At 56.9% G+C, this 20,838-nt stretch carries 24 protein-coding genes; 13 read left to right on the forward strand and 11 right to left on the reverse strand.

From position 1 onward, the window contains the following. Positions 1–114 precede the first annotated feature (114 nt). Positions 115–363 carry a DUF3800 domain-containing protein gene (locus ACOSDR_RS09300; protein ID WP_420731066.1) on the forward strand — a complete coding sequence of 83 codons (249 nt, stop codon included), beginning with the start codon at positions 115–117 and terminating at the stop codon, positions 361–363. A gap of 115 nt (positions 364–478) precedes the next feature. Here the strand turns inward: ACOSDR_RS09300 and polA are convergent, their stop codons facing one another. Next, the gene (polA, locus tag ACOSDR_RS09305) at positions 479–3,256 is read right to left on the reverse strand and encodes a DNA polymerase I (protein WP_420731049.1); all 2,778 of its coding nucleotides are present in this window, start codon (positions 3,254–3,256) and stop codon (positions 479–481) included. A gap of 198 nt (positions 3,257–3,454) precedes the next feature. On the opposite strand from polA, the gene ACOSDR_RS09310 reads away from it, so the two are divergent. Together ACOSDR_RS09310 and ACOSDR_RS09315 are read left to right on the forward strand one after the other, a co-directional pair. After that, a complete protein-coding gene (locus tag ACOSDR_RS09310; RefSeq protein ID WP_420723481.1) occupies positions 3,455–3,925 on the forward strand; it encodes an Hsp20 family protein in 471 nt (156 codons plus the stop codon). 1 nt (position 3,926) lies between these two features. Further along, on the forward strand, positions 3,927–4,154 hold the full coding sequence (locus ACOSDR_RS09315) for a hypothetical protein (protein ID WP_420723480.1): 228 nt from the start codon (positions 3,927–3,929) through the stop codon (positions 4,152–4,154). A 19-nt stretch (positions 4,155–4,173) separates the two neighbouring features. On the opposite strand, the gene ACOSDR_RS09320 is transcribed toward ACOSDR_RS09315, so the two are convergent. Beyond that, positions 4,174–4,875: an NnrU family protein gene (locus tag ACOSDR_RS09320; protein ID WP_420731050.1), complete on the reverse strand. Its 702-nt coding sequence runs from the start codon at positions 4,873–4,875 to the stop codon at positions 4,174–4,176. A 78-nt stretch (positions 4,876–4,953) separates the two neighbouring features. Here ACOSDR_RS09320 and ACOSDR_RS09325 point away from each other — a divergent pair, with 78 nt between their 5' ends. Genes ACOSDR_RS09325 through ACOSDR_RS09340 form a run of 4 tightly spaced genes read left to right on the forward strand, consistent with a single transcriptional unit; the run spans position 4,954 to position 6,916 of the window. After that, positions 4,954–5,274, forward strand: a complete 321-nt coding sequence (locus tag ACOSDR_RS09325) for a hypothetical protein (protein ID WP_420731051.1) — start codon at positions 4,954–4,956, stop codon at positions 5,272–5,274. Next, positions 5,271–5,591 (forward strand): DUF3253 domain-containing protein, encoded by a 321-nt coding sequence (locus tag ACOSDR_RS09330; RefSeq protein WP_420723477.1) that lies wholly within the window; start codon positions 5,271–5,273, stop codon positions 5,589–5,591. The genes ACOSDR_RS09325 and ACOSDR_RS09330 overlap by 4 nt, the downstream gene beginning before the upstream one ends. A 3-nt stretch (positions 5,592–5,594) precedes the next feature. Next, a complete protein-coding gene (locus ACOSDR_RS09335; RefSeq protein WP_420731052.1) occupies positions 5,595–6,491 on the forward strand; it encodes a DMT family transporter in 897 nt (298 codons plus the stop codon). Further along, positions 6,488–6,916 carry a MarR family winged helix-turn-helix transcriptional regulator gene (locus tag ACOSDR_RS09340; RefSeq protein ID WP_420731053.1) on the forward strand — a complete coding sequence of 143 codons (429 nt, stop codon included), beginning with the start codon at positions 6,488–6,490 and terminating at the stop codon, positions 6,914–6,916. The genes ACOSDR_RS09335 and ACOSDR_RS09340 overlap by 4 nt, the downstream gene beginning before the upstream one ends. 8 nt (positions 6,917–6,924) lie before the next feature. On the opposite strand, the gene ACOSDR_RS09345 is transcribed toward ACOSDR_RS09340, so the two are convergent. The 5 genes from ACOSDR_RS09345 to ACOSDR_RS09365 form a co-directional block, all read right to left on the reverse strand. Beyond that, positions 6,925–7,218 (reverse strand): hypothetical protein, encoded by a 294-nt coding sequence (locus ACOSDR_RS09345; protein WP_420731055.1) that lies wholly within the window; start codon positions 7,216–7,218, stop codon positions 6,925–6,927. A gap of 26 nt (positions 7,219–7,244) precedes the next feature. Then, on the reverse strand, positions 7,245–8,201 hold the full coding sequence (locus ACOSDR_RS09350) for an acetyl-CoA carboxylase carboxyltransferase subunit alpha (protein WP_420731056.1): 957 nt from the start codon (positions 8,199–8,201) through the stop codon (positions 7,245–7,247). Positions 8,202–8,307: 106 nt separating this feature from the next. Next, a complete protein-coding gene (gene cobT, locus ACOSDR_RS09355) occupies positions 8,308–10,215 on the reverse strand; it encodes a cobaltochelatase subunit CobT (RefSeq protein ID WP_420723472.1) in 1,908 nt (635 codons plus the stop codon). A 15-nt stretch (positions 10,216–10,230) separates the two neighbouring features. After that, positions 10,231–11,238, reverse strand: coding sequence for a cobaltochelatase subunit CobS (gene cobS / locus ACOSDR_RS09360; protein WP_420723640.1), 1,008 nt, complete (start codon positions 11,236–11,238; stop codon positions 10,231–10,233). A gap of 80 nt (positions 11,239–11,318) precedes the next feature. Then, entirely contained in the window at positions 11,319–11,915 is a 597-nt protein-coding gene (locus ACOSDR_RS09365; RefSeq protein WP_420723471.1) for a J domain-containing protein, read from the reverse strand. 111 nt (positions 11,916–12,026) lie between these two features. On the opposite strand from ACOSDR_RS09365, the gene ACOSDR_RS09370 reads away from it, so the two are divergent. Both ACOSDR_RS09370 and ACOSDR_RS09375 read left to right on the forward strand, forming a co-directional pair. Then, positions 12,027–12,302 (forward strand): BolA family protein, encoded by a 276-nt coding sequence (locus ACOSDR_RS09370; RefSeq protein WP_420723470.1) that lies wholly within the window; start codon positions 12,027–12,029, stop codon positions 12,300–12,302. A 136-nt stretch (positions 12,303–12,438) separates the two neighbouring features. Beyond that, a complete protein-coding gene (locus tag ACOSDR_RS09375) occupies positions 12,439–12,738 on the forward strand; it encodes a ribbon-helix-helix domain-containing protein (protein WP_420723469.1) in 300 nt (99 codons plus the stop codon). A gap of 24 nt (positions 12,739–12,762) precedes the next feature. Here ACOSDR_RS09375 and ACOSDR_RS09380 read toward each other — a convergent pair whose 3' ends face one another. The 4 genes from ACOSDR_RS09380 to ACOSDR_RS09395 are packed head-to-tail and all read right to left on the reverse strand — an operon-like array spanning position 12,763 to position 16,445. Then, a complete protein-coding gene (locus ACOSDR_RS09380; protein ID WP_420723468.1) occupies positions 12,763–13,380 on the reverse strand; it encodes a DUF2889 domain-containing protein in 618 nt (205 codons plus the stop codon). Between the two features lie 25 nt (positions 13,381–13,405). Then, entirely contained in the window at positions 13,406–14,695 is a 1,290-nt protein-coding gene (locus ACOSDR_RS09385; protein WP_420723467.1) for an HlyC/CorC family transporter, read from the reverse strand. Continuing rightward, positions 14,692–15,879 carry a 3-dehydroquinate synthase gene (gene aroB / locus ACOSDR_RS09390; protein WP_420723639.1) on the reverse strand — a complete coding sequence of 396 codons (1,188 nt, stop codon included), beginning with the start codon at positions 15,877–15,879 and terminating at the stop codon, positions 14,692–14,694. Before aroB ends, ACOSDR_RS09385 begins: the two co-directional genes overlap by 4 nt. A 5-nt stretch (positions 15,880–15,884) precedes the next feature. Continuing rightward, on the reverse strand, positions 15,885–16,445 hold the full coding sequence (locus ACOSDR_RS09395; protein WP_420723466.1) for a shikimate kinase: 561 nt from the start codon (positions 16,443–16,445) through the stop codon (positions 15,885–15,887). 179 nt (positions 16,446–16,624) lie between these two features. On the opposite strand from ACOSDR_RS09395, the gene ACOSDR_RS09400 reads away from it, so the two are divergent. The 4 genes from ACOSDR_RS09400 (at position 16,625) to ACOSDR_RS09415 (ending at position 20,578) form a co-directional block, all read left to right on the forward strand. Beyond that, positions 16,625–16,768, forward strand: a complete 144-nt coding sequence (locus ACOSDR_RS09400) for a hypothetical protein (RefSeq protein WP_420723465.1) — start codon at positions 16,625–16,627, stop codon at positions 16,766–16,768. A 61-nt stretch (positions 16,769–16,829) separates the two neighbouring features. Then, the gene (locus tag ACOSDR_RS09405; RefSeq protein ID WP_420731057.1) at positions 16,830–18,578 is read left to right on the forward strand and encodes a hypothetical protein; all 1,749 of its coding nucleotides are present in this window, start codon (positions 16,830–16,832) and stop codon (positions 18,576–18,578) included. Between the two features lie 10 nt (positions 18,579–18,588). Next, the gene (locus tag ACOSDR_RS09410) at positions 18,589–19,500 is read left to right on the forward strand and encodes a site-specific tyrosine recombinase XerD (protein ID WP_420731058.1); all 912 of its coding nucleotides are present in this window, start codon (positions 18,589–18,591) and stop codon (positions 19,498–19,500) included. 100 nt (positions 19,501–19,600) lie between these two features. Then, positions 19,601–20,578, forward strand: coding sequence for an HpcH/HpaI aldolase/citrate lyase family protein (locus tag ACOSDR_RS09415; RefSeq protein ID WP_420723462.1), 978 nt, complete (start codon positions 19,601–19,603; stop codon positions 20,576–20,578). Positions 20,579–20,838: the final 260 nt, after the last annotated feature.

Consider the following 20,838-nt stretch of genomic DNA (forward strand, 5'->3'; position numbering starts at 1 on the left):
TTCCCAAATTTGTAATGTAATTCAAAATACTCGATTCTTACATGTGGAAAGCAAAGTATATAGTCTTCTATAAAATATGCTGTCGCCTCACCCTCAACGCGCTCCCGCCTCATTATTCCGGAACCTTTTTTTGTGCACAGCGATTTAACAACATTGGTCCAAATGGCGGACCTTATCGCCTATGTCATCAGTTGGGGGGGCCGATTAAAGAACATGGATTATCCAGGTCGCCCAGAATTGACATCCTTTGCTGAAGAGATTCTGAAGCTAAGATTCACCCATATCACGGACCGAGGTTATAATGTTTATGGTTTTAAAGTTATCAATGACTTGCGGGCTTTGAATGATCGGCAATTAGAATAAAAAAAGGCAATGCCGTTCCCGACAAAGCCTCCGAGGAGAACATAAGCACTTGAGGGGCCTGCGTCCATAAAAAAGTTGAATTAAGAAATCAATACCACCCTGAATATAAATTTTCTCAATGCGCTTCCGCCCAGTTTGCACCCGTTCCTGCTTCCACCACCAGCGGGACGCTTAGTTCCAGCAAGGGGTTGGCGGCGTTTTGCATTGTGTCTTTGACGCATTTGATAACGGCGTCTTCGCGGCCCTGTTTGGCTTCGAAGACCAATTCATCGTGGACCTGTAGCAGCATTTTTGCGTCTTCGGTCAGGCCTGCATCGGCCAGGGCCTTGGGGATGCGGATCATGGCGCGTTTGATGATGTCTGCCGCCGTTCCCTGGATCGGGGCGTTGATGGATTGGCGTTCCGCATAGTTTTTGCGCATCGGGTTCTTGTCCAGGATGGTCGGGATGTGGATGCGCCGCCCGAACAGGGTCTCCACCCGGCCATGCTTGCGACAATACTCAACCGTTTCATCCATGTAATGCTGAATGCCGGGGAATTTCTGGAAATAGCGGGTGATGAAGTCCTGCGCCTCCCCGCGGGACACGCCGATCTGATTGGCCAGGCCAAAGGCGGAGATGCCATAGATGATGCCGAAATTGATCGCCTTTGCCTTGCGGCGAATATCGGGCGTCATATCGGCCATGGGCACGTTAAAGACCTCCGACGCGGTGGCCGCATGAATATCCTGACCGTCCAGAAAGGCCTGAATCAGCGGCTCGATTTTGGCGACATGGGCGACCAGCCGCAATTCGATTTGGGAATAATCCAAAGAGATCAGGGTGGAGCCCTGGGGAGCCACAAAGGCCTGGCGGATTTTGCGGCCTTCTTCCATGCGGATCGGGATGTTCTGCAGGTTCGGATCGGTCGAACTCAACCGCCCGGTCTGCGCGCCGGTCATCATATAGGATGTATGAACCCGCCCGGTCTCCGGATGGATGTCTTCGACCAGCGCATCGGTATAGGTGCTTTTCAGCTTGGACAGCATGCGCCAGTCCAACAGCCTTGCAACAATGGGGTGGGCGTCACGCAGCGGTTCCAGGACTTCTGAATTGGTGGAATAGGCCCCGGTCTTGGTTTTCTTGCCGCCTTGCAGGCCCATTTCGTCAAACAGCACTTCGCCCAATTGCTTGGGGGAGCCGACATTGAATTCCCGCCCCGCATCCTTGTGGATCGCCACCTCCAAATCTGCAAGGCGATGGGCGAAATCCTTGGACATCGCGCGCAGAACGGTTGGATCGACCTTAATGCCGGTCCGTTCCATCTCCGCCAGGATCGGGACCAGCGGGCGTTCTATCGTCTCATAGACCGTGGTCAGCTTTTCCGTTAGCAATTGCGGTTTCAGCTTCTGCCAAAGGCGCAGGGTGATGTCGGCATCTTCGGCCGCATAGTCGCAGGCCTTGTCCAGCGGCACCTGGTCAAAGGTGACCTGGGATTTGCCCTTACCTGCCACGTCAGAGAAGGAAATCGTGCTGTGATCCAGATGCAGTTCGGACAATTCATCCATGCCGTGGCCGTGCATGCCGCCTTCCAGGACGAAACTGATCAGCATCGTATCGTCAATTGGGCCGACGGAAATTCCCTCCTGAGCGAAAATGACCGCATCGTATTTGATGTTCTGACCGATCTTCAGCACGCCTGGGTCTTCCAGCAGCGGCTTTAGCAGATCCAGGGCTTCTTTCTTTGGAATTTGCTTAGGGGCCTCGCCACCCTGGTCAAAGATATCCCCCCCCTGGCCCGGCGCGACATGCGATAGCGGGATATAGCACGCTTTGCCTGCTTCTATCGCCAGAGAGACACCAACGATCTTGGCGCGCATCTGATTGACGCTGGTGGTTTCCGTATCGACGGCCACCGTTCCCTTTTTGCTGGCAGCGGCGATCCAGTCTTTCAGCACCGCCACATCCTGCACCAATTCATAGGTGGCTTCGGTCGGGGTTGGCGCGGCTGCGGCCTGTTCCTGTGCGCCGCCCTTTTCACTGCCATCGCCGACGCGCGCAATCAGGCGCTTGAAATTGTTGTCCTGCAGGAAGGTCATCAGCCGGTCTTTATCCATGACCGATCGTTTCAATTCGGTCAGCGGGACCGGCACGTCAACATCGCGCACCAGGGTTACCAATTGGCGCGATATTCGGGCCTGATCCGCAAATTCAATCAAGCTTTCCCGTCGTTTGGGCTGTTTGATCTCAGACGCGCGCTCCAGCAGCGTATCCAGATCGCCATAATCATTGATCAATTGCGCTGCGGTCTTAATGCCAATGCCCGGCACGCCCGGCACATTATCAGACGAATCCCCGGCCAGCGCCTGAACATCCACAACGCGGTCCGGGCCGACGCCGAATTTCTCCATCACCTGATCGAATTTGATGTCGATATTCTTCATCGGGTCCCACATGGAAACCTTGTCATCGACCAATTGCATCAAATCCTTATCCGACGAAACCACGGTCACAATCGCGCCTAGCGCCTTGGCCTGTTCGGCATAGGTCGCGATCAGATCATCTGCCTCATAGCCTTCCATCTGGATGGCGGGCAGGCTGAGCGCGGCGACCGCTTCGTGAATAAGCGGAAATTGCGGGATCAGTTCTTCCGGTGCATCAGGACGATGCCCCTTATAATCCGGATAAATGTCATTGCGGAAGTTGATCCGCTTGGCATCAAAGATCACCGCGACATAATCCGCATCCGTCTGTTCAATCAGATTCAACAGCATGCTGGTGACGCCAAACACCGCATTGGTGGGCGTCCCATCTGCACGGTTCATTGGCGGCAGCGCGAAGAAGGCACGGAAAATATACCCTGACCCATCAACGAGATAGAGATGCTTTGGGCTGTCATTGGAATCGGCGGACATCAGGGCAAAACCTTACGAAAAGTCAAATGGGATACGGCGTTCCAGCACAGTATGCCCGTCTCTTAACGATGGGGAAATACCGGCGCGCTTGAATTTTGCCGCCAATGGCACAAAATAAGAAGAACGCGGGTGGATGCCTCTATCAGGGTCCAGGCGCGGAGAATGGCACTCGCTTGATTTTGATAAGGAGATCGCCCCATGGCGCGCATGACGCTTTTTAACAGCCCCCTTTTGCTGGGCTTTGATGAAATTGAACGCACCCTTGATCGGGTTGCCAAAATGTCTTCGGACGGCTATCCCCCCTATAACATAGAACAACTGGACGAAGACTGTTTGCGCATTACCTTGGCTGTTGCAGGTTTCTCAGAAGATGACCTGACAATTCAGCGGGAAGATGATCAGCTTGTTGTGGTTGGTCGCCAGATGGCGGATACAGCAGAGACTGATCGGATTTTTCTGCATCGCGGCATTGCGGCACGCCAGTTTCAGCGCCGCTTTGTTCTGGCAGAAGGAATTGAGATCGAAGGTGCCACGTTAAGCAACGGTTTGTTGGACATTGATTTACGCCGCCCGAAACCGGAAACACGGGTGCAGAATATTGTGATTAACAAGGGCAGCAGCAAATCCGCGCGCCAAACTCCGAAAACGTTAGATGTAGAGGATGCATAAAATGGAAGATCGTGACCTTCAAATCGAAGACCTGAAAAGCCTGACCGTCGCGCAATTGGCGGGGCTGGGTGAAGGTCATGTCGGGTATATCCGACAGATCGAAACCGATGAAGGCATCCAGTTTGAATTGCGCGGTGCCGATGGCAGCCAGTTGGCTACGGCTGAAACCGAAGCCGCCGCTCTGTTCGCCGCAGAACATCTGGAAATTGAGCCGGTAACGCTGCAGTAATCAGATCTGTGATGGCAGATCAGTGCATCATGACCGGAACGCCCGCGAACCAGGGATGGCCGAAAATCAACGCGGCATAAAGCGCCAGCCCGGCCACCACCCGCCACAGGCCAATCCCTGCCCAATCCAGTTTCGTTCGACCCTGAATGACCGCAAGGAAGGGCGTAATGCTGGTGGTCAGGGCGATTGGCCCCCAATCCGACCCCAAAGTGACACTGCGGCGGTAATCGATATGAAACATACCCCCGACACTCAGGATCAGAAGGCCGCCAAACAGAATGACAGACGCCAGATCCCCATTCGCGATCAGATGAGATATCGCCCATAGGGCAAATCCCACCATCATGGGGTGGCGCGTCACCGTCATGATACCTGACAGCGGCTTTGGATCCGTGGCCACTTTCTCTCCCCCCACTGCGGTTGGATTTCGCGTCGTCAGCGAACACACCAGCAGGATCGTCACCAGGGGCATAACCAGCACAGGGATCATCGACAGGATCGGCGGCGAGACCCACAACAGGGTCGTGTCGTATCGTGCATCACCATAGGCAATCAGCATCCAGGTAATAGCACCTGCAGAAATCAGGGAGAACACAGCGCGATGCCCGTTTTCCCCTATTTTCTGAATGGTAAATGCACGCACTGACAGGCTGGCCAGTATAAAATGACTGGCCACAAAGAATGCCGTTGCGATCACAAGTGTTAAGACGGTTTGTGTCATTTTGCTAATATGGACAAGGCCGAAGCGCCCGTCCATAGTCGAATGGAAGCGATGCGGAAAAAGCGCCATGGGGTTGGGATGAGACTCTCCGAAATACTGGGGCGACTGGTGACCGGGCGTGCCCGGCCAACGACAGAACAGGTTCAGCGTCAGATCCTGACCTTTATTGATGGTAATGGGGCGGTGGATGCCGCTTTCCTGTATGCGCGCTTGAATATACAGCGCGGGGGCTATAGAGAGCCCACTGACAGTGACAAGGGCATGATTGATGAAGCCGCCCAGATTCTCGTGAACAAACGGATGCTTCGGGCGACACGCGATGCGCGCGCCGTCGATCCGGTCATGGCGGGCGGTACCTATCGCCTGGCCTATCCAATTGAAAAGGACGCACTCCCGTGAGTGATGATACGAATGACGCCCCAGAAGCCCCAAAGACACCTGCCCCGCTGGATCCCGTGGCAGTCGTGCTGTTGGACCATCTGGCGACCCTGCCCCAGGATAAAAGCGCTGCACCCGATGATGTTGCGCGCGCATATGCGGAAATCCGCCGCAAACCAAGTGACGGGCGCGACCTTTACAAACGCTATCAGCGCGCCGTGAAAGAACAGGCGATCCATCTGGCCCGGGCCGGTCGCATAGAGATTCTGCGCCGGGGAGAACCCGTCAATCCCGATGATTTCAAAGGGGTCTGGCGCATGCGGTTGAAACGGTCATAAGTTATGAAAATCGGTTGGAAAGTCTATTTGCTGGGTCTGGCATTCTGCACGCTTTGGAGCTCCGCCTTCACGGTTGGGAAATTCGCTATTACCGCCGCGCCACCGCTGTATTTCCTGACCATCCGCTTTGCCCTGGCATTTGTCGTGATGTGGATTGTATTGCTGATCCTGCGGCGCAATCTGCCCAGCAACAGCCAGGATCGATGGACGGCCATCTGGCTGGGGGTATTAAACAACGGGGCCTATCTGGGGCTCGCCTTCATTGCCTTTCAGTCCGTCTCCTCCAGCATGGTGGCCCTGATCGCCAGCCTGATGCCGCTGGTCACCGCAGCCCTGGCCTGGCCCGTGCTGAAAGAACCCTTAACGCCGCTTAAGGTTCTGGGGCTGGCGCTGGGTACCTTTGGGGCGTGGTTCATTCTGTGGAACCGCCTGGGGGGCGATATTCAGATCGACGACCCCTTTGGTCTGGGAATTGCGACTGTTGGAATGATCTGCCTGGCCTGTGGCACGGTCCTGTATAAAAAACGCGGTGCCCATGCCGACCCACTGGCGATGAATGCCATACAGGCCCTGTCCGCCTCTGTCGTTTTGCTGCCAGCCGCTTATTTCATGGAAGATCCGGCAAAGATCGTCTGGGGTTGGACCCTGGCCTGGACCCTGGCCTATACCGCGATCATCATGACCTTTGGCGCTTTGCTGCTGTGGTTTGCCCTAATCCGGGCCGCAGGGGCCGGGGCGGCCAGTGCCTTCCATTTCCTCAATCCAGGCATCGCCATGCTGATCGCCTGGGTTGTTCTGGATGAGCATATCTCAGTCACCGATATCGGCGGGTTGGTCCCGGTTGCGATTGGTATTTTGTTGGTGAACTGGCCCAACACGAAGAAGGTCGTGGCCCCATGACGGGGGGAAAGCCACCCTATCGCGTAGAGCAACAGATCGGCCATTTGCTGCGCCGGGCCCATCAACGTGCCAGCGCCATCTTTCAGGAAACGCTGGACGATAAGGCCTTAACACCTATGCAGTTTGCCGCCCTGATGCGGCTGCATGATGATGGCTCAATGTCGCAGAACCATCTGGGCCGCCTGGCCGCCATGGATCCCGCTACGGTCCAGGGCGTGATCCGTCGCCTCCAGGAACGCGGGCTGGTCAGCCGGGTCCCCGACCAGACGGACCGCCGCCGCACGGTCTTGTCCGTAACGCCTGAAGGGGCCACGCTGGCAAAATCCCTGGTCCCCAGCGCCAAGGAAGTCAGTGCCAAGACCCTGGCCCCACTGACACCGGCGGAACAGAAACAACTGCTGGATCTTTTGGAACGCCTGGGGTGAGAACCATTCTATTTCGGGCAGGTGCGCCCCAGATAGGTAACGTCAACCACAGTACCCTGGGCACAGAAAGACATCTGGGCCTGTGGACCGCACAGACAGACCTCATCCCCCAGATTATATCCGGTCATATCCGTGTAAAAAGTGTATAAAGTCCCCTGATCGTCCCGCAATGCCTGACAGGTCGCCCCTTCATTCGTCAGCACGCCAATGCGGCAAGAAGGGGGAAGGTCCGAACCGGTTTGACAAGCCGATACAAGCCCGATCACGATCAAGGAAACTGCGGTGGAAACAGTCCGGACCATGCCGTTTCGTCCGTTTCGGTTAACGATCAGGCGAGGCCATCGCGCCCCATGGCGACATATTTTTCGCGCCGCGCCTTGCGCAGGGCTGTCGCACTCAATCCTTCGACTTTCGTCAAAGCCACCTCTATCGCATCTGCCGCTGAAATCATGGTCTGCTGGACATTGCGATGCGCACCGCCCATTGGTTCCGCGATGATATCGTCAATACAGTTCAGGGATTTCAGATCCTCTGCTGTCAGCTTTAAGGCTTCCGCCATGGCGCTGGCCTGATCCGAATTATCCCAAAGAATGGCCGCACAGCCTTCCGGAGAAATCACCGAATAAACCGAATGTTCCAGCATTAGAACCGCATCCGCAGCGGCGATGGCAATGGCCCCGCCAGAGCCCCCTTCACCGATAACCACGGAGATAATCGGCGTATCCAGACGCAGACAGGTTTCGATGGACCGGGCAATGGCCTCGGCCTGGCCGCGTTCTTCCGCCCCAACGCCGGGATAGGCACCGGGTGTGTCAACCAATGTGATGACCGGCAAGTTGAAACGGTTTGCCAATTCCATCAACCGAATGGCCTTGCGATAACCTTCAGGCCGGGCCATGCCGAAATTATGGGTAACACGATCGGTCGTATTGGCCCCTTTTTCATGACCTAAGATTACAACGGCGCGCCCCCGGAAGCGACCAATGCCGCCTTGAATTGCCTTGTCGTCGGCATAAGCGCGATCCCCGGCCAGCGGGATGTAATCTTCAATTATTCCATCGATATAGTCGCGGAAATGGGGACGATCCGGGTGACGGGCGACCTGAACCTTCTGCCAGGCGGTCAGCTTCTGATAGCTTTGCCGCAACAGCTTGTCGGCCTTGGCCTGAAGGCGCGTCACTTCATCGGCGATATTGACTTCGCCATCATCCGCCAGGTGGCGCAGCTCTTCGATTTTGCCTTCTAACTCAGCAATTGGCTGCTCAAAATCCAGATAATTCCGCATGGTGCGGTTCGCCTATCCCAATGATTTCAACAAATACCCGTGGTTCCTAGCACAGACAGGGGGGGATGCAAATCACCCTCGCAGCGTAAATTCCATTTACCATGGATCACCGCCGGGCCCGGATCGGTTCCAGCTTGGCTTCCTTGCGACGACCCCTGGGCAATTGCGATTCGTCTTCAAACAGATCCGCCAATTGCTCCATCATCGTACCCCCCAGTTGATCCACATCGATGATGGTCACCGCGCGCCGATAATAGCGTGTCACATCATGCCCGATGCCGATTGCAACCAATTGCACCGGAGACCGTGTTTCGATCTGGTCAATCACATCGCGCAGATGGCGTTCCAGATAATTGCCAGGATTGACCGACAGGGTGGAGTCATCGACCGGCGCACCATCGGAAATCACCATCAGGATACGGCGTTCCTCTGTCCGCGCCAGCAACCGTTGATGCGCCCATATCAGCGCCTCGCCATCAATATTCTCTTTCAGCAGGCCTTCGCGCAGCATCAGACCCAAATTGCGGCGGGACCGGCGATAGGGCATGTCCGCCTGCTTGTAGACGATATGGCGCAGATCGTTCAGGCGACCCGGATTGGCAGGTTTGCCGTCGGCCAACCAGCGCTCTCGGGACTGGCCACCCTTCCAGGCGCGCGTGGTGAAGCCCAGAATTTCAACCCGCACGCCACAGCGTTCCAGCGTGCGCGCCAGAATATCCGCCGACATGGCCGCAATCGAAATGGGGCGCCCGCGCATAGAGCCTGAATTGTCAATCAACAAGGACACGACCGTATCGCGGAAATTCATTTCCTTTTCGCGCATGAAAGACAGCGGATGCGCCGGATTCGTCACCACACGGTCGATCCGCGCGGTATCCAGCAAGCCTTCTTCCAGATCGAATTCCCAGGACCGCTGTTGCTGCGCCATCAGGCGACGCTGCAACCGGTTTGCCAGCTTGCCGATAATCCCCTGCAAATGGGTCAATTGCTGATCCAGCATCGTGCGCAGGCGGGTCAATTCCTCTGGATCACACAGATCCTCGGCACCGACGATTTCATCAAAGCTTTCGGCATAGGCTTTATAGAATTTCTCTTTCGGCACATTGGACAGATCGTTTTCAGGCCGCCAGCGCTTGCCGGAATCGCCGGGTTCTTCCGCGCCAGGCGCTTCCATCATCTCGCCCGCCATATCCTCATCAGCGGCTTCCCCCTGATCGTCGTCCTGGCCCTCCCCCATGGCGGAGTCAGACGCACCTTCGGTCTGGGCGGCATTGTCATCGCCCCCCTGATCCTCGTTCTGGCCCTGGGTCTGGTTGTCGGTTTCTTCCTGATCGTCCTGACTGTCACCGTCGTCGGAGCTGTCGCTGGGATCTTCGCGACCCATATCGATATCCATTGCCCGAATCAGCTTGCGGGCGGCCTCCGCATAGGCGCGCTGATCTTTCATCAGGGGGGCCAGCGTTTCCAGCGACCCTTCGATCTTCGGGCCAATATGGTCACGCCACAGATCCACCACCCGCTGGGCTGACGGCGGCGGCGCTTCACCCGTCATATATTCGCGGGCCAAAAGCCGCACGACTTCGGGCATTGTGCTCTCGGTCCGCTCTTCAATGCGATGGAAACCCATACGGCGGTATTTCTGATCCAGGGCTGCGGCAAGATTGGCCTGCAGGCCGCTGCGGTCCTTGCTGCCCATCGCTTCGACGCGGGCGGTTTCCAGCGCATCGAACAGCACCGGCGCGACCTCCCCTGTCGGGCGCAGCGCAGAATGAGCCTTGCCATCATGATAGCGCAGGCGACAGGCCAGTTGGTCGCCTTCCCCCCGAGCTTGGGCGATTTCTTCCGGCGGCAATTGGCGGCTGGGCAGGGGCAGACGTGCGCGCTCTCCCGTCATATGAGCCGGATCAGACCCATACACTACCTCCAGCTCCGGGCGCTTGGAAACGGCCCGGAAGCACGCCGCATTGGCGCGTTTAAACACCTCCAGCGGTCCATCCCGATCATTGCCTGCCATCGCGTTTGCCCTGGCTTAGTGCACTTGAATTGCGGCGCTGGAATCCGGCAATTCTTCGCCGAAACAGCGCTGATAATATTCCGCGATCGTCGCGCGTTCCGTCTCATCACATTTGTTCAGGAAGGTGACCCGGAAGGCGAAACCGATATCCGAGAAAATCCGAGCATTTTCTGCCCAGGTAATCACGGTACGCGGGCTCATAACGGTAGAGATATCGCCCCCCATAAAGCCAGTCCGTGTCATATCGGCACAATGCACCATGGCCGCGATCTGGTCGCGCTTTTCGTCCGTATCGAAGTCGGGGCATTTCGCCAGAACAATCTTCACCTCTTCTTCATGGGGAAGATAGTTCAGGGTCGTGACAATGGACCAACGGTCCATCTGACCCTGGTTGATCTGTTGCGTCCCGTGATACAGGCCCGACGTGTCGCCCAGACCGACCGTATTGGCGGTGGCGAACAAACGAAAGTATTTATGCGGACGAATGACCTTGGACTGATCCAACAGGGTCAGCTTCCCTTCGATTTCCAGCACACGCTGAATCACGAACATCACATCAGGCCGCCCGGCATCATATTCGTCAAAACAGATTGCGACTGGATTCTGCAACGCCCATGGCAGAATGCCTTCCCGAAATTCAGTAACCTGCATGCCATCGCGCAGAACAATCGCGTCCTTACCAACCAGATCGATCCGGCTGATATGACTGTCCAGATTGACCCGAATACAGGGCCAGTTCAGGCGCGCCGCGACCTGTTCGATATGGGTTGATTTCCCGGTCCCGTGATATCCCTGAATCATCACGCGACGATTATGGGAAAACCCAGCCAGGATCGCCATTGTTGTATCCCGATCAAAGACATAGGCCGGATCGATGTCAGGAACATGTTCCGTGCGAACCGAAAATGCCGGCACTTTCATATCGGTATCAAGACCAAATACGTCGCGAACAGAAACTTCTATATCGGGCGCGTCGAGGGGCATGGCTTCATCATTTCCCGCGACGGCGGCGCTGCTTTTCATCATATCGTGTGGGCTCTCATACAGTGTCGTTACGTCAAATTGGCTGCTTTAGGAAGGCCATAGGCCCCGTGAAATGGTCATCAATCGTCAAGTTTAGGCATCAAACTAGCGCGAAGCGTTGCATAGGCCAGATTGATCCGTTTCAACCGCTCCTCTGCTTCTGCATCGCCGCCATTGACATCAGGATGCAGACGCTTGGCCAATTCCTTATAACGCGCCTTCAAGCCGGTCAAGGTGAGCGGGTGGGAAAGGTCTAGTGCCCGCATGGCCCAAACCTCTGTTCCAATGCCCGATGACCCGCTGGGAGGATCGGTGCGACCGGCGGAATCAGACCGATCCCCCTCTCCCGGTCCATCGTTGAACAGGCCGGTATGGTCATGAAATGTGAAATCCGCCCCGGCTCGCGCCGCCTGTTGCATGCCCAATGGCCAGGTGGGACGCCCCCAGACCGTATCATGACGGATCATGGAATCAATCTGGGCCTGACCCAGGCCACGACAAAAATCCCATGCGGCGTTATATTCCCGGGCATGAACCTTACAGAACCAGAAGTAATCCCGCAGCCGGTCCCTGGTTTTGGGTGCCGGATGCAAGCCAGGTTCAACGCAATCCGGATGCGCGCAGACCCGCATGCCAGTGGCACGATCTCTGGGGTCTTTATACAGTGTCCGGCGCATGTCTGATCCTATATTGCATTGCAATCATCCGACCCTCACTATGGGGTTGCGAATACGGTGCGACAAGCCCAAGTCGACCCATAGCCCATAACTATTTACCCTGGAGGATGCATGCCCAATCCGGTTGAGACAATGATGGAGCAGAAACTGCGAACGGCGTTCGCACCCAGTGAGCTGATCATCGAAAATGACTCCCACCGCCATGCCGGTCATGCGGGGTCTCCTGGCACGGGCACTTCTCACTTCTCTGTTACAATGACGGCCCAGACATTCGAAGGAATGGGTCGTGTTGACAGACAACGCAGTGTTTACGCTGTTCTGGCCGAGGAACTGGCAGGGCCAATCCACGCGCTTGCCCTTCGACTGAAGGCACCGTCCGAAGGCTGATACCGCAGGGCTTCGCTCAGCAGCGCCACGGCCAAACTTAAATCCCCACCCATTGTAAAGAACGCAACCGTGTGTTGCCGTCCTGTTTCAATCGTGCTATTACCAAATTTCTAGATTAGGGTGGGGCTTCTTAATCATGAAACAATTAATCAGCGCGGATTCGGCGTTGCGCACGAGAAATGTCCGCATTGGGGACAGGCGCACCAGCGTCCGCCTGGAACCCGCTTTTTGGCAGGTTCTGGAAAGGGTCGCCAAAAAGGAAGGCCTGACCATTCATGCCTTATGCACTAAAATTGACGAGTGGAATGAGGCCTTAAGTCTGACCGCTGCTATGCGCGTTTTCCTTTTGGCTTACATCTGGTCTGGATCAATAAAATACGCTGTATTCGCGGCCCGGACCGGAAACATGCCGCCGGCGTTTCAGCCGCGCGATTGACCGGCTATTGGAAACGCCTGATTGCTATTTTTCCGCTTGTGGTATGCCATCCCTATCCGCACGCGCCTCACCCTCATAGAATTGTGGCCAGATTTCCTTGATCAAGGGGCCGTCGGCGCGCATGGCGTGGCAGGCATCAATATGCCCGGGGCGCTTGTCGCCCTGTGAAGAGGGCGGATCCTCTGGCAGTCCAAAATCGCGCCGCGCTGCGTCTCGGGAGGCATAAACCGTCTGGTAACAGACAGTCGCCATTGGATAGAGTAGTTCAGACAGATGCGTGCAGCCTGCACGCCCCCCCAGGCGCTTTTTCACCTCCCGATGAAACCCGGCACCAACGCGCAGACCAATCAACTGCTCATAGTCCGGTGCGATGTCCCCGCACAGGGAATAAGGACCCATCACCGTTACCGCCTCTGCCCCATGGATGACCATGTCATCGTCTATGGTGATACGCAGCAGCATGTCATGAACGGCTTCCCCCGGTTCGATGGTGCCGCGATGGGAATTTACAAAAGGATAGGTCTTGGTGTCACGCATATGACCTTCAATGTCCCACAGCCCGTCGGCGCGGAAGAATCCTTTCACTTGAATATCACGGGTATGATACTGGCGACGGTCACAACCGGGCTCACTCAATGGCATTTAAACACTCCTTACTTGAGGACAATCAGTCCTCTTCATCATCCGCATTGGGATCGGGCGGTGTGATCCGCAACGACGTGATCTGATTGCGCTGGCGGCGCAATACTTCAAAGCGGAACCCATGGAACAGGAATGTCTGTCCGGGATCCGGAATCAGCCGTGCTTCATGCAGGACAATCCCCGCAACCGTTGCGGCATTATCATCCGGCAGATCCCAATCCAGGTCCCGCGCCAGGGTTCGCAGGGTCACCGCCCCATCGACGATAAAGCTGCCATCTGCCTGGGGTCGAACGCCCGGCACGGCAATATCGGTTTCGTCATCAATTTCACCGACAATCTGTTCCAGAATGTCTTCCAGTGTAACAATCCCCATGAAAGCACCGTATTCATCCACCACATTGGCGAAATGCTCGCGGCGTTCGCGAAAGGCCTGCAGCTGGTCCAGCAAAGTCGTCGAATCCGGAATGAACCAAGGGGGGGCTGCCAGGGTGGCAAGATCCAGGTCCTTGATATTGCCGCCCCGCGCATGAATTTCCCGCAACAGCGCCTTGGCGTGCAAGACGCCGGAGATATCGTCAGAATCGCCACGATACACCGGCAGGCGGGTATAGGGACTGCCTAGAATCTGTTCGACCAGATCTTCCACCGGATCATCCAGGTCCAGCGTTACCACCTTTTGTCGGTGGGTCATGATGTCGGCAACTTCAACCTCATCCAATTCCAGAATGGACCGCAACATCTCCCGCTCATGGCGGATATCGGGGTCTTCCCCCGAGTGCAGATCAATCGCGCCGCGCAGTTCTTCCTCATGTTGTTCAACACTGATTGAGGTCGATAAATCCACGCCAAAGGGCCGCAATGTGGCGCGCACAATGCTTTGTACTGTTGCGGTGATCGGGGCAAACAGGAACACAATCCACCGCATGACCGGCGCAACCTTCAGCGCAACCGCGTCAGCATGGCTTAGTGCATATGTCTTTGGCAGCACTTCCGCAAAAATCAGCACCAAGGCCGTCATGGCGATGGTGGCATAGACAACGCCGGCCTCTCCAAAAATCGATACCAGCACCGTCGTTGCCAGGGCGGATGCCAGGATATTGACCATGTTGTTGCCCAGCAGGATCGCCCCGATCAGGCGGTCCTTTCGCTCCAGCAATTTCAGGACTGTGCCTGCGTTCTTGTCGCCTTGCTTTGCCTGTTGATGCATCCGCGACCGGGACGTCGCTGTCAGCGCCGTTTCGGACCCAGAGAAGAAGAAGGACAGGATCAGCAGCAGCAGGATCGCCAGACCCGCATAGATAGGATAGTCGGTCATGCGGATATCGCCTCGTTCAAGATTGCGGTCAGATCTTCCGGCGCGACATCCTGCGTGACAAAGGCCTGACCAATCCCCCGCGCCAGCACGAATGTCAGGCGTCCATTCTTCACCTTCTTGTCACTGGCCATGCGTGCGACAAGATCGGGTGCGCTCCAGGCAATACCGGGGACGGAATTGGGGCCGGTCGGCAGGCCCAGCTCCGCCAGATGCCGGGCGAACCGGGCAGCATCCTGGCCGTCGCACAGCCCCAGCCTGGCTGACAGATCAAAAGCCATGACCATGCCAATCGCGACCGCCTCTCCATGCAGCAGTCTGGAACCAAATCCGGTCGCCGATTCCAGCGCATGCGCGAAAGTATGTCCAAAATTCAGCAAGGCCCGGCGATCCGCCTGTTCCAGCTCGTCTTCTGCAACGATCCGGGCCTTTGCGCGACAACTTGTCTCAACCGCCGCAATGCGCGCAGCAGGATCGCCTGACATCAAATCCGCACCATGGGTTTCCAGCCATTGGAAGAAAGCAAAATCATCAATGGCGCCATATTTTACGATTTCCGCATAACCGGCACGCAATTCCCGCCGCGCCAACGTATCCAGCGCGCCAATATCGGCCAGAACCAGACGGGGTTGATGAAAGGCGCCCACCAGATTCTTTCCTGCGGGCACATTAATGCCGGTCTTGCCCCCAACGGAGCTGTCGACCTGGGCCAGCAGTGTGGTGGGAATCTGTACAAAATTGATTCCGCGCAGGGCAATGGCGGCGACGAAACCGACCAGATCCCCGATCACCCCGCCGCCCAGGGCAACAAGGGTGGTTGACCGTTCAATGCCAATTTCAAAGATATCATCCAGCAGGCGCGACAAACGCTCCATACTTTTCGTGCCCTCACCGGGTGGTAAAATGATGGTTTCCTGAACGATACCCGCTTTGCGCAAAGATTCTGTCAGCGTTTCCAGATGCAGCGCGGCGACCGTTTCATCGGTGATCACGATCACCCGAGGATGGGCCAGGACCGGCTTAATCAAATCCCCGGCCTGCGCCAAAATGGTAGAACCGATATGAATGTCATAGGACCGATCCCCCAACGCGACGGGCACAATTGCGCTGGACGGGTTTGGAACCGACAGAAGGGCCCCAGAAGATACAGGGGTCCCAGAAGATGCAGGGGTCCCAGAATCAGACATTGGCGTCATACACTATCGCTTTCCTTTGATGCGCTCAGCGCCTCAATTACCCGCAAAATCGTTTGTTCCTTTGGCGCGCGGTCGGAAATCACCGTCACATGCGCTTGTGCATAAATTGGATAGCGCTCTTCCATCAATCTGCGCAAGGTTCCTTGCGGATCCTCAGTGCGCAACAGGGGACGATGGCTGCGCTTTGACACGCGCTCCCACAGGACATCGAATTCTGCATTTAACCAGACGGTAAGGGTTTGTTCCAGCAACAAGGCCCGTGTGGCCGGATCAATAAAGGCCCCACCGCCCGTCGCCAGGACAATCGGGCCTTCTTCGACCAACCGGGCAATCACGCGCCTTTCGCCGGCGCGGAAATACTCTTCCCCGAACTGCGCAAAGATATCGGCGATGGAACAATCGGCCGCCCGCTCAATCTCATGATCTGCATCGGCAAAGGGCAAGCCAAGGCGCTGCGCCAATTGACGCCCGACTGCGGATTTCCCCGCCCCCATCATCCCCACCAAGACGATAGACCGATCCAGGGGGACAGTGTGATCGGCATTTGCATTTTTCATAACAACAATTCCAGGGCATTCATGGCAAAATCAATCCATTTCCCTGCTCTTGTGATTGTGTCGCGCCGTTCGCGCCTTTAAACCTTGTCGCAGAATTGCCATAGTCAGGGAATAGGGTAAAGCCTGTGCTGGCCGATGACACATTAAAGTGGTGAAAATAGCGTCCTTAAGGAGGAACGGTGGGAAAGATTGTCTTGTTTCTAATCGCGCTGATATTCGCAGCGCTGATCGGCGGCGCGATCTATCTGATCGCCTATGATATCCCAGCCCCGGTCGCCCCGGTTGAGCGTGTGATCGACAATGACCGATTCCCGCAGTCGTAATCACGGCAGTCATAATCTTGGCTGGATATCGTGCCAGGCTTTCAGCCTGACGATAAGGAGCGTGGCACTGTTCGGTCTGCTGATGACCGCTATGCCTATCGCGCGGGCACAGGTGCAACTGTTTCCGTCACTGCAAGGCGGAACTCAGAACCAGCCGAATTCGCAAAATCCTGATCAACCGTCGGCGAATCCTGAACCTACAGCTCCTTCTGGCATGGCGGTTGAAACATTGGGCGCGGTGGACACAGAAGCCGTTGGCGCTTTGCCGGACTCTGTTGCCGCTCTGCCGCCAGATCTGTGGAGCGGCCTGTCTCGCAATACGATTGCGGCCTTGATCAATGGCCTGAATGGGAATGGCGATTACCCCGTCGCGCGGGGGCTGGCGAAACGCCTGCTATTATCCGCCGCCGCCTTGCCGCCACAGGACTCCGGCACACAGGTATCTGTCCTAAAAGCCCGCATTGAAGCATTGGCCCGTCTGGGATTTGCCGGTGATGCAGGAATGCTGGCCCGCGCCGGTGCCGATGCGTTGCGGGATCCCGATGGACTGGCCGCCGTGGCGCGCGCCCAATTGGCCGCCTATGACCTGCCCGAAGCCTGCAGCACGGCATCAAATGCCGTTGCACAGTCCAATGATGTATTCTGGCAAAAACTGATTGCCTTCTGCCAGGCAGTTGCCGGTCAGAAGGATCAGGCCTCCCTTGCGGCGCAAACATTGTTTGATACAGGCGTGAAAGACCCGGTCTATTTTACCCTGATGGACAGCATCACCCTGGGGCTTGCGCCGGAACTCAAGGCTTTGACCCCTGAAGGGGCGATGCATTATGCGATGCTGCGATTTTCCGGGGCGCCTGTGCCTTTTGGCAGCACAGACCCCTTGATCACTCAATTGGCCGTACAACAGGCCTCCGACCTGGATGTGGCGGAAAGCGCCGCCAGACGCGGCCTGCTTTCCTCCGAGGCCCTTGCAGATAAATATCTTTCCGAGGCCTTTAAATCCGCCGCATTGGATGCCCCCCTGGAGGCGCTGGACAAAATCAGCCCTGCGGCGGGACGGGCGCTGTTATATCAGGTCCTGCTGAAATGGGAAATTCCGGCCCTGCGCGCAGAGGCTGTTTCCGTCGCCCTGACCCGCGCGCGGTCAGATGGGTTGCTGATCGCCATTGCGCCGGTTTTTGCTACACCGGCCATGACAATCCCACCGTCCAATGACCTATTGTGGTTTGCCGAGGATGCCGCGCGATTATTCTATATGACCGGGCACACGGATCGGGCCCGCCAATGGCATGCCCTGCTGCGCAGTCATGCGACCACCAATGCGGACAGTGCCGCTTCCAACGCCAGATTGTGGCATCTGGCCATGCTGTCGGGTGAAACCGGACAGGCGCTGGGCCAATCCCGCCGTGATTGGGATCGGGCCATTATTGACGGCGCCGAAGACCCGGATGCGGGTCGGGCCCATCTTGAAACACTAAAAGCACTGGTGCAGGCGGCTACCGGAGGAGAACCACTGGCCAGTGAGGCAGACCTGCGCACCGATGCCATGGCGGCCCATCCTGAAACCGGTATCGGCGCCGCCGCACTGCCGCTGCATCTGTTGACGCGCGCCGCAGAGGCAAGACGGATGGGGGAAGTCGTGGCCCTGTCTATCGCCGTTTTGTCGACCGGCCCGGCGCAGGACCTAAATCCGTCCACGCCCATAGCGGTCGTGCGGGCGCTAACCACTGTGGGCTTGCAGCGCGATGCCCGGCAACTGGCGCTGGAAACCGCCGTTCTGTCCGCCCCCAGCCCGGTCCCGATGGACCGATAGAGCAAAGGTCATGTCGCGCTGGATCGACGCTTTCCTGGATATGCTGGTGGCAGAGCGCGGCGCTTCAAAAAACACCTGCATCGCCTATGACAGGGACCTTAAGGACTATACTGCCTATTTAAAGGCCCAGGACCAAACTCCGCAAACTGTCGGTCCGGAGGAAATTTCCGCCTATCTGAGCGCGCTGGCGCGCGGCGGGGCAAAACCCGCTACAGCGGCGCGCAAACTGTCCGCCCTTCGGCAATTCCATCGCTTTCTGTATGGCGAAGGATATGCGCCACGGGATGCAACAGCCACAGTGGATGCGCCCCGCAAGGGACGCCTCCTGCCAAAATTCCTTAGCGAGGCAGAGGTGGACACCCTGCTGATCGCCGCCCGAAAGGCCAAGGGGCTGGACGGTGTGCGGTTGGTGTGTCTGTTGGAGGTCCTGTATGCGACCGGGTTGCGGGTCAGCGAGTTGGTCACCCTGCCCCTGTCTGCCGCACGGCGCGAAGAACCCTTTCTGATGGTGCGGGGCAAGGGCGGCAAGGAACGCCTTGTGCCGCTGTCCCCCCCGGCGCGCCAGGCGCTGGTCGCCTATCGCAAGGTCCGCGATGCTTTTCTGCCCGACGGGGTGAAGGACAGTCCTTACCTGTTCCCCAGCCGGTCCAAGGAGGGATATCTGACACGCCAGCGTTTTGGGCAGATGCTGAAAGAATTGGCCCTACAGGCAAGGCTGGACCCGGCCAAGATCAGCCCCCACGTGCTGCGCCATGCCTTTGCCGGGCATCTGGTTGCCCATGGGGCAGATCTGCGGTCCGTTCAGCAGATGCTGGGCCATGCGGATATTTCGACCACACAGATCTATACTCATGTCCTCAATGAGCGTCTGGCGTCCCTTGTTGCGGACAAACACCCCCTGGCAAAGCGACCAAAAACATAAATCCATAGTTTTTGCTTGCGATTTCCGTTAGGTGGAATAGGTTCCATTTATGAATTTAATCCACGTCCCCGGTTAATATACGTCCCAGGAGAGTCGTCTCATGAGTTTTACGATCGTTGAACAAGCCACCCCCCGTCTGAACCGCAGCGAACTGGCCGTTCCCGGCAGCCGAACCGAACTGTTCGAAAAGGCAGCAAAATCAGATGTCGATGTCATCTTCCTGGATTGTGAAGATGCGGTTGCGCCCGATGAGAAAGAAAAAGCACGCAAGAATATCATCGAAGCATTGAACGATATCGATTGGGGCACCAAAACGATGTCCGTTCGCATCAATGGTCTGGATACCCACTACATGTATCGCGATGTCGTCGATATCCTGGAACAGGGTGGCGAGCGTCTGGATATGATCATGATCCCGAAAGTCGGCACCCCGTCCGATATCTATGCCGTCGATATGCTGGTGACCCAGGTGGAAGCCGCTGTGAAGCGCAAAAAGCGGATTGGTTTTGAATTGATCATCGAAACCGCGCTTGGCATGGCCAATGTGGATGCCTGCGCTGCGGCTTCTCCGCGCAATGAATCGCTGCACTTTGGGGTTGCCGACTATGCCGCATCAACCAAGGCCCGCACCACTGTCATTGGTGGCCCCCATGCGGATTATGGCGTGCTGACCGACAAGGATGGCGATGCGCCCCGCGATTATCATTGGGGCGATATGTGGCATTATGCCATCAGCCGCATGGTGGTTGCCGCCCGCGCCAATGGTTTGCGCCCCGTCGATGGCCCGTTTGGTGATTTCTCTGATCCCGAAGGTTATAAGGCCCAGGCCAATCGCGCCGGGGTTCTGGGCTGTGAAGGCAAATGGGCGATCCATCCCAGCCAGGTCGCCATGGCGAACGAGCTGTTCTCCCCTTCTGAAGCGGACGTGACCAAGGCCCAGCGCATCCTGGACGCCATGGCCCAGGCCCAGAAGGAAGGCAAGGGTGCCGTCTCTCTGGACGGTCGCCTGATCGACATCGCCTCCATCAAACAGGCCGAAAACCTGATCGCCAAGTCAAAGGCGATCGCTGGGAATTAATTCCGGGGATTCTGGGTCTTCATTCCGTTCGGCGGGTGCAGCGCGGTCTTTCGGGATCAGCACTGCAGCCGCCGAACTTGTCTTAAGGCCCTTTTGGAAGGGGACGCCCAATCTTTTACCCCTCCCCCCTTGAGGCAGGGGAATCGCATATGGCAGATTTGCCATAGGCGGCGAACAGGATTCTAAGGAGGTTTTCCATTTGCGGAGGACCTCATGGAGCAGTTTGAAGACACGTTTGGGGATTTGCCGGACCCGCGCGC

Origin of the sequence: Hwanghaeella sp. 1Z406, from assembly GCF_048892425.1 — a bacterium.
In the GTDB taxonomy this organism is placed as follows: domain Bacteria; phylum Pseudomonadota; class Alphaproteobacteria; order UBA8366; family Aestuariispiraceae; genus Pacificispira.

Coding starts and splice junctions, on each gene's coding strand:
- polA (WP_420731049.1), bottom strand. CDS start 3,256: ATGTCCGCCGATTCCAATGACAGCCCAAAGCATCTCTATCTCGTTGAT.
- ACOSDR_RS09310 (WP_420723481.1), top strand. CDS start 3,455: ATGGCGCGCATGACGCTTTTTAACAGCCCCCTTTTGCTGGGCTTTGAT.
- ACOSDR_RS09315 (WP_420723480.1), top strand. CDS start 3,927: ATGGAAGATCGTGACCTTCAAATCGAAGACCTGAAAAGCCTGACCGTC.
- ACOSDR_RS09320 (WP_420731050.1), bottom strand. CDS start 4,875: ATGACACAAACCGTCTTAACACTTGTGATCGCAACGGCATTCTTTGTG.
- ACOSDR_RS09325 (WP_420731051.1), top strand. CDS start 4,954: ATGAGACTCTCCGAAATACTGGGGCGACTGGTGACCGGGCGTGCCCGG.
- ACOSDR_RS09335 (WP_420731052.1), top strand. CDS start 5,595: ATGAAAATCGGTTGGAAAGTCTATTTGCTGGGTCTGGCATTCTGCACG.
- ACOSDR_RS09340 (WP_420731053.1), top strand. CDS start 6,488: ATGACGGGGGGAAAGCCACCCTATCGCGTAGAGCAACAGATCGGCCAT.
- ACOSDR_RS09345 (WP_420731055.1), bottom strand. CDS start 7,218: ATGGTCCGGACTGTTTCCACCGCAGTTTCCTTGATCGTGATCGGGCTT.
- ACOSDR_RS09350 (WP_420731056.1), bottom strand. CDS start 8,201: ATGCGGAATTATCTGGATTTTGAGCAGCCAATTGCTGAGTTAGAAGGC.
- cobT (WP_420723472.1), bottom strand. CDS start 10,215: ATGGCAGGCAATGATCGGGATGGACCGCTGGAGGTGTTTAAACGCGCC.
- cobS (WP_420723640.1), bottom strand. CDS start 11,238: ATGAAAAGCAGCGCCGCCGTCGCGGGAAATGATGAAGCCATGCCCCTC.
- ACOSDR_RS09365 (WP_420723471.1), bottom strand. CDS start 11,915: ATGCGCCGGACACTGTATAAAGACCCCAGAGATCGTGCCACTGGCATG.
- ACOSDR_RS09370 (WP_420723470.1), top strand. CDS start 12,027: ATGCCCAATCCGGTTGAGACAATGATGGAGCAGAAACTGCGAACGGCG.
- ACOSDR_RS09375 (WP_420723469.1), top strand. CDS start 12,439: ATGAAACAATTAATCAGCGCGGATTCGGCGTTGCGCACGAGAAATGTC.
- ACOSDR_RS09380 (WP_420723468.1), bottom strand. CDS start 13,380: ATGCCATTGAGTGAGCCCGGTTGTGACCGTCGCCAGTATCATACCCGT.
- ACOSDR_RS09385 (WP_420723467.1), bottom strand. CDS start 14,695: ATGACCGACTATCCTATCTATGCGGGTCTGGCGATCCTGCTGCTGCTG.
- aroB (WP_420723639.1), bottom strand. CDS start 15,879: ATGTCTGATTCTGGGACCCCTGCATCTTCTGGGACCCCTGTATCTTCT.
- ACOSDR_RS09395 (WP_420723466.1), bottom strand. CDS start 16,445: ATGAAAAATGCAAATGCCGATCACACTGTCCCCCTGGATCGGTCTATC.
- ACOSDR_RS09410 (WP_420731058.1), top strand. CDS start 18,589: ATGTCGCGCTGGATCGACGCTTTCCTGGATATGCTGGTGGCAGAGCGC.
- ACOSDR_RS09415 (WP_420723462.1), top strand. CDS start 19,601: ATGAGTTTTACGATCGTTGAACAAGCCACCCCCCGTCTGAACCGCAGC.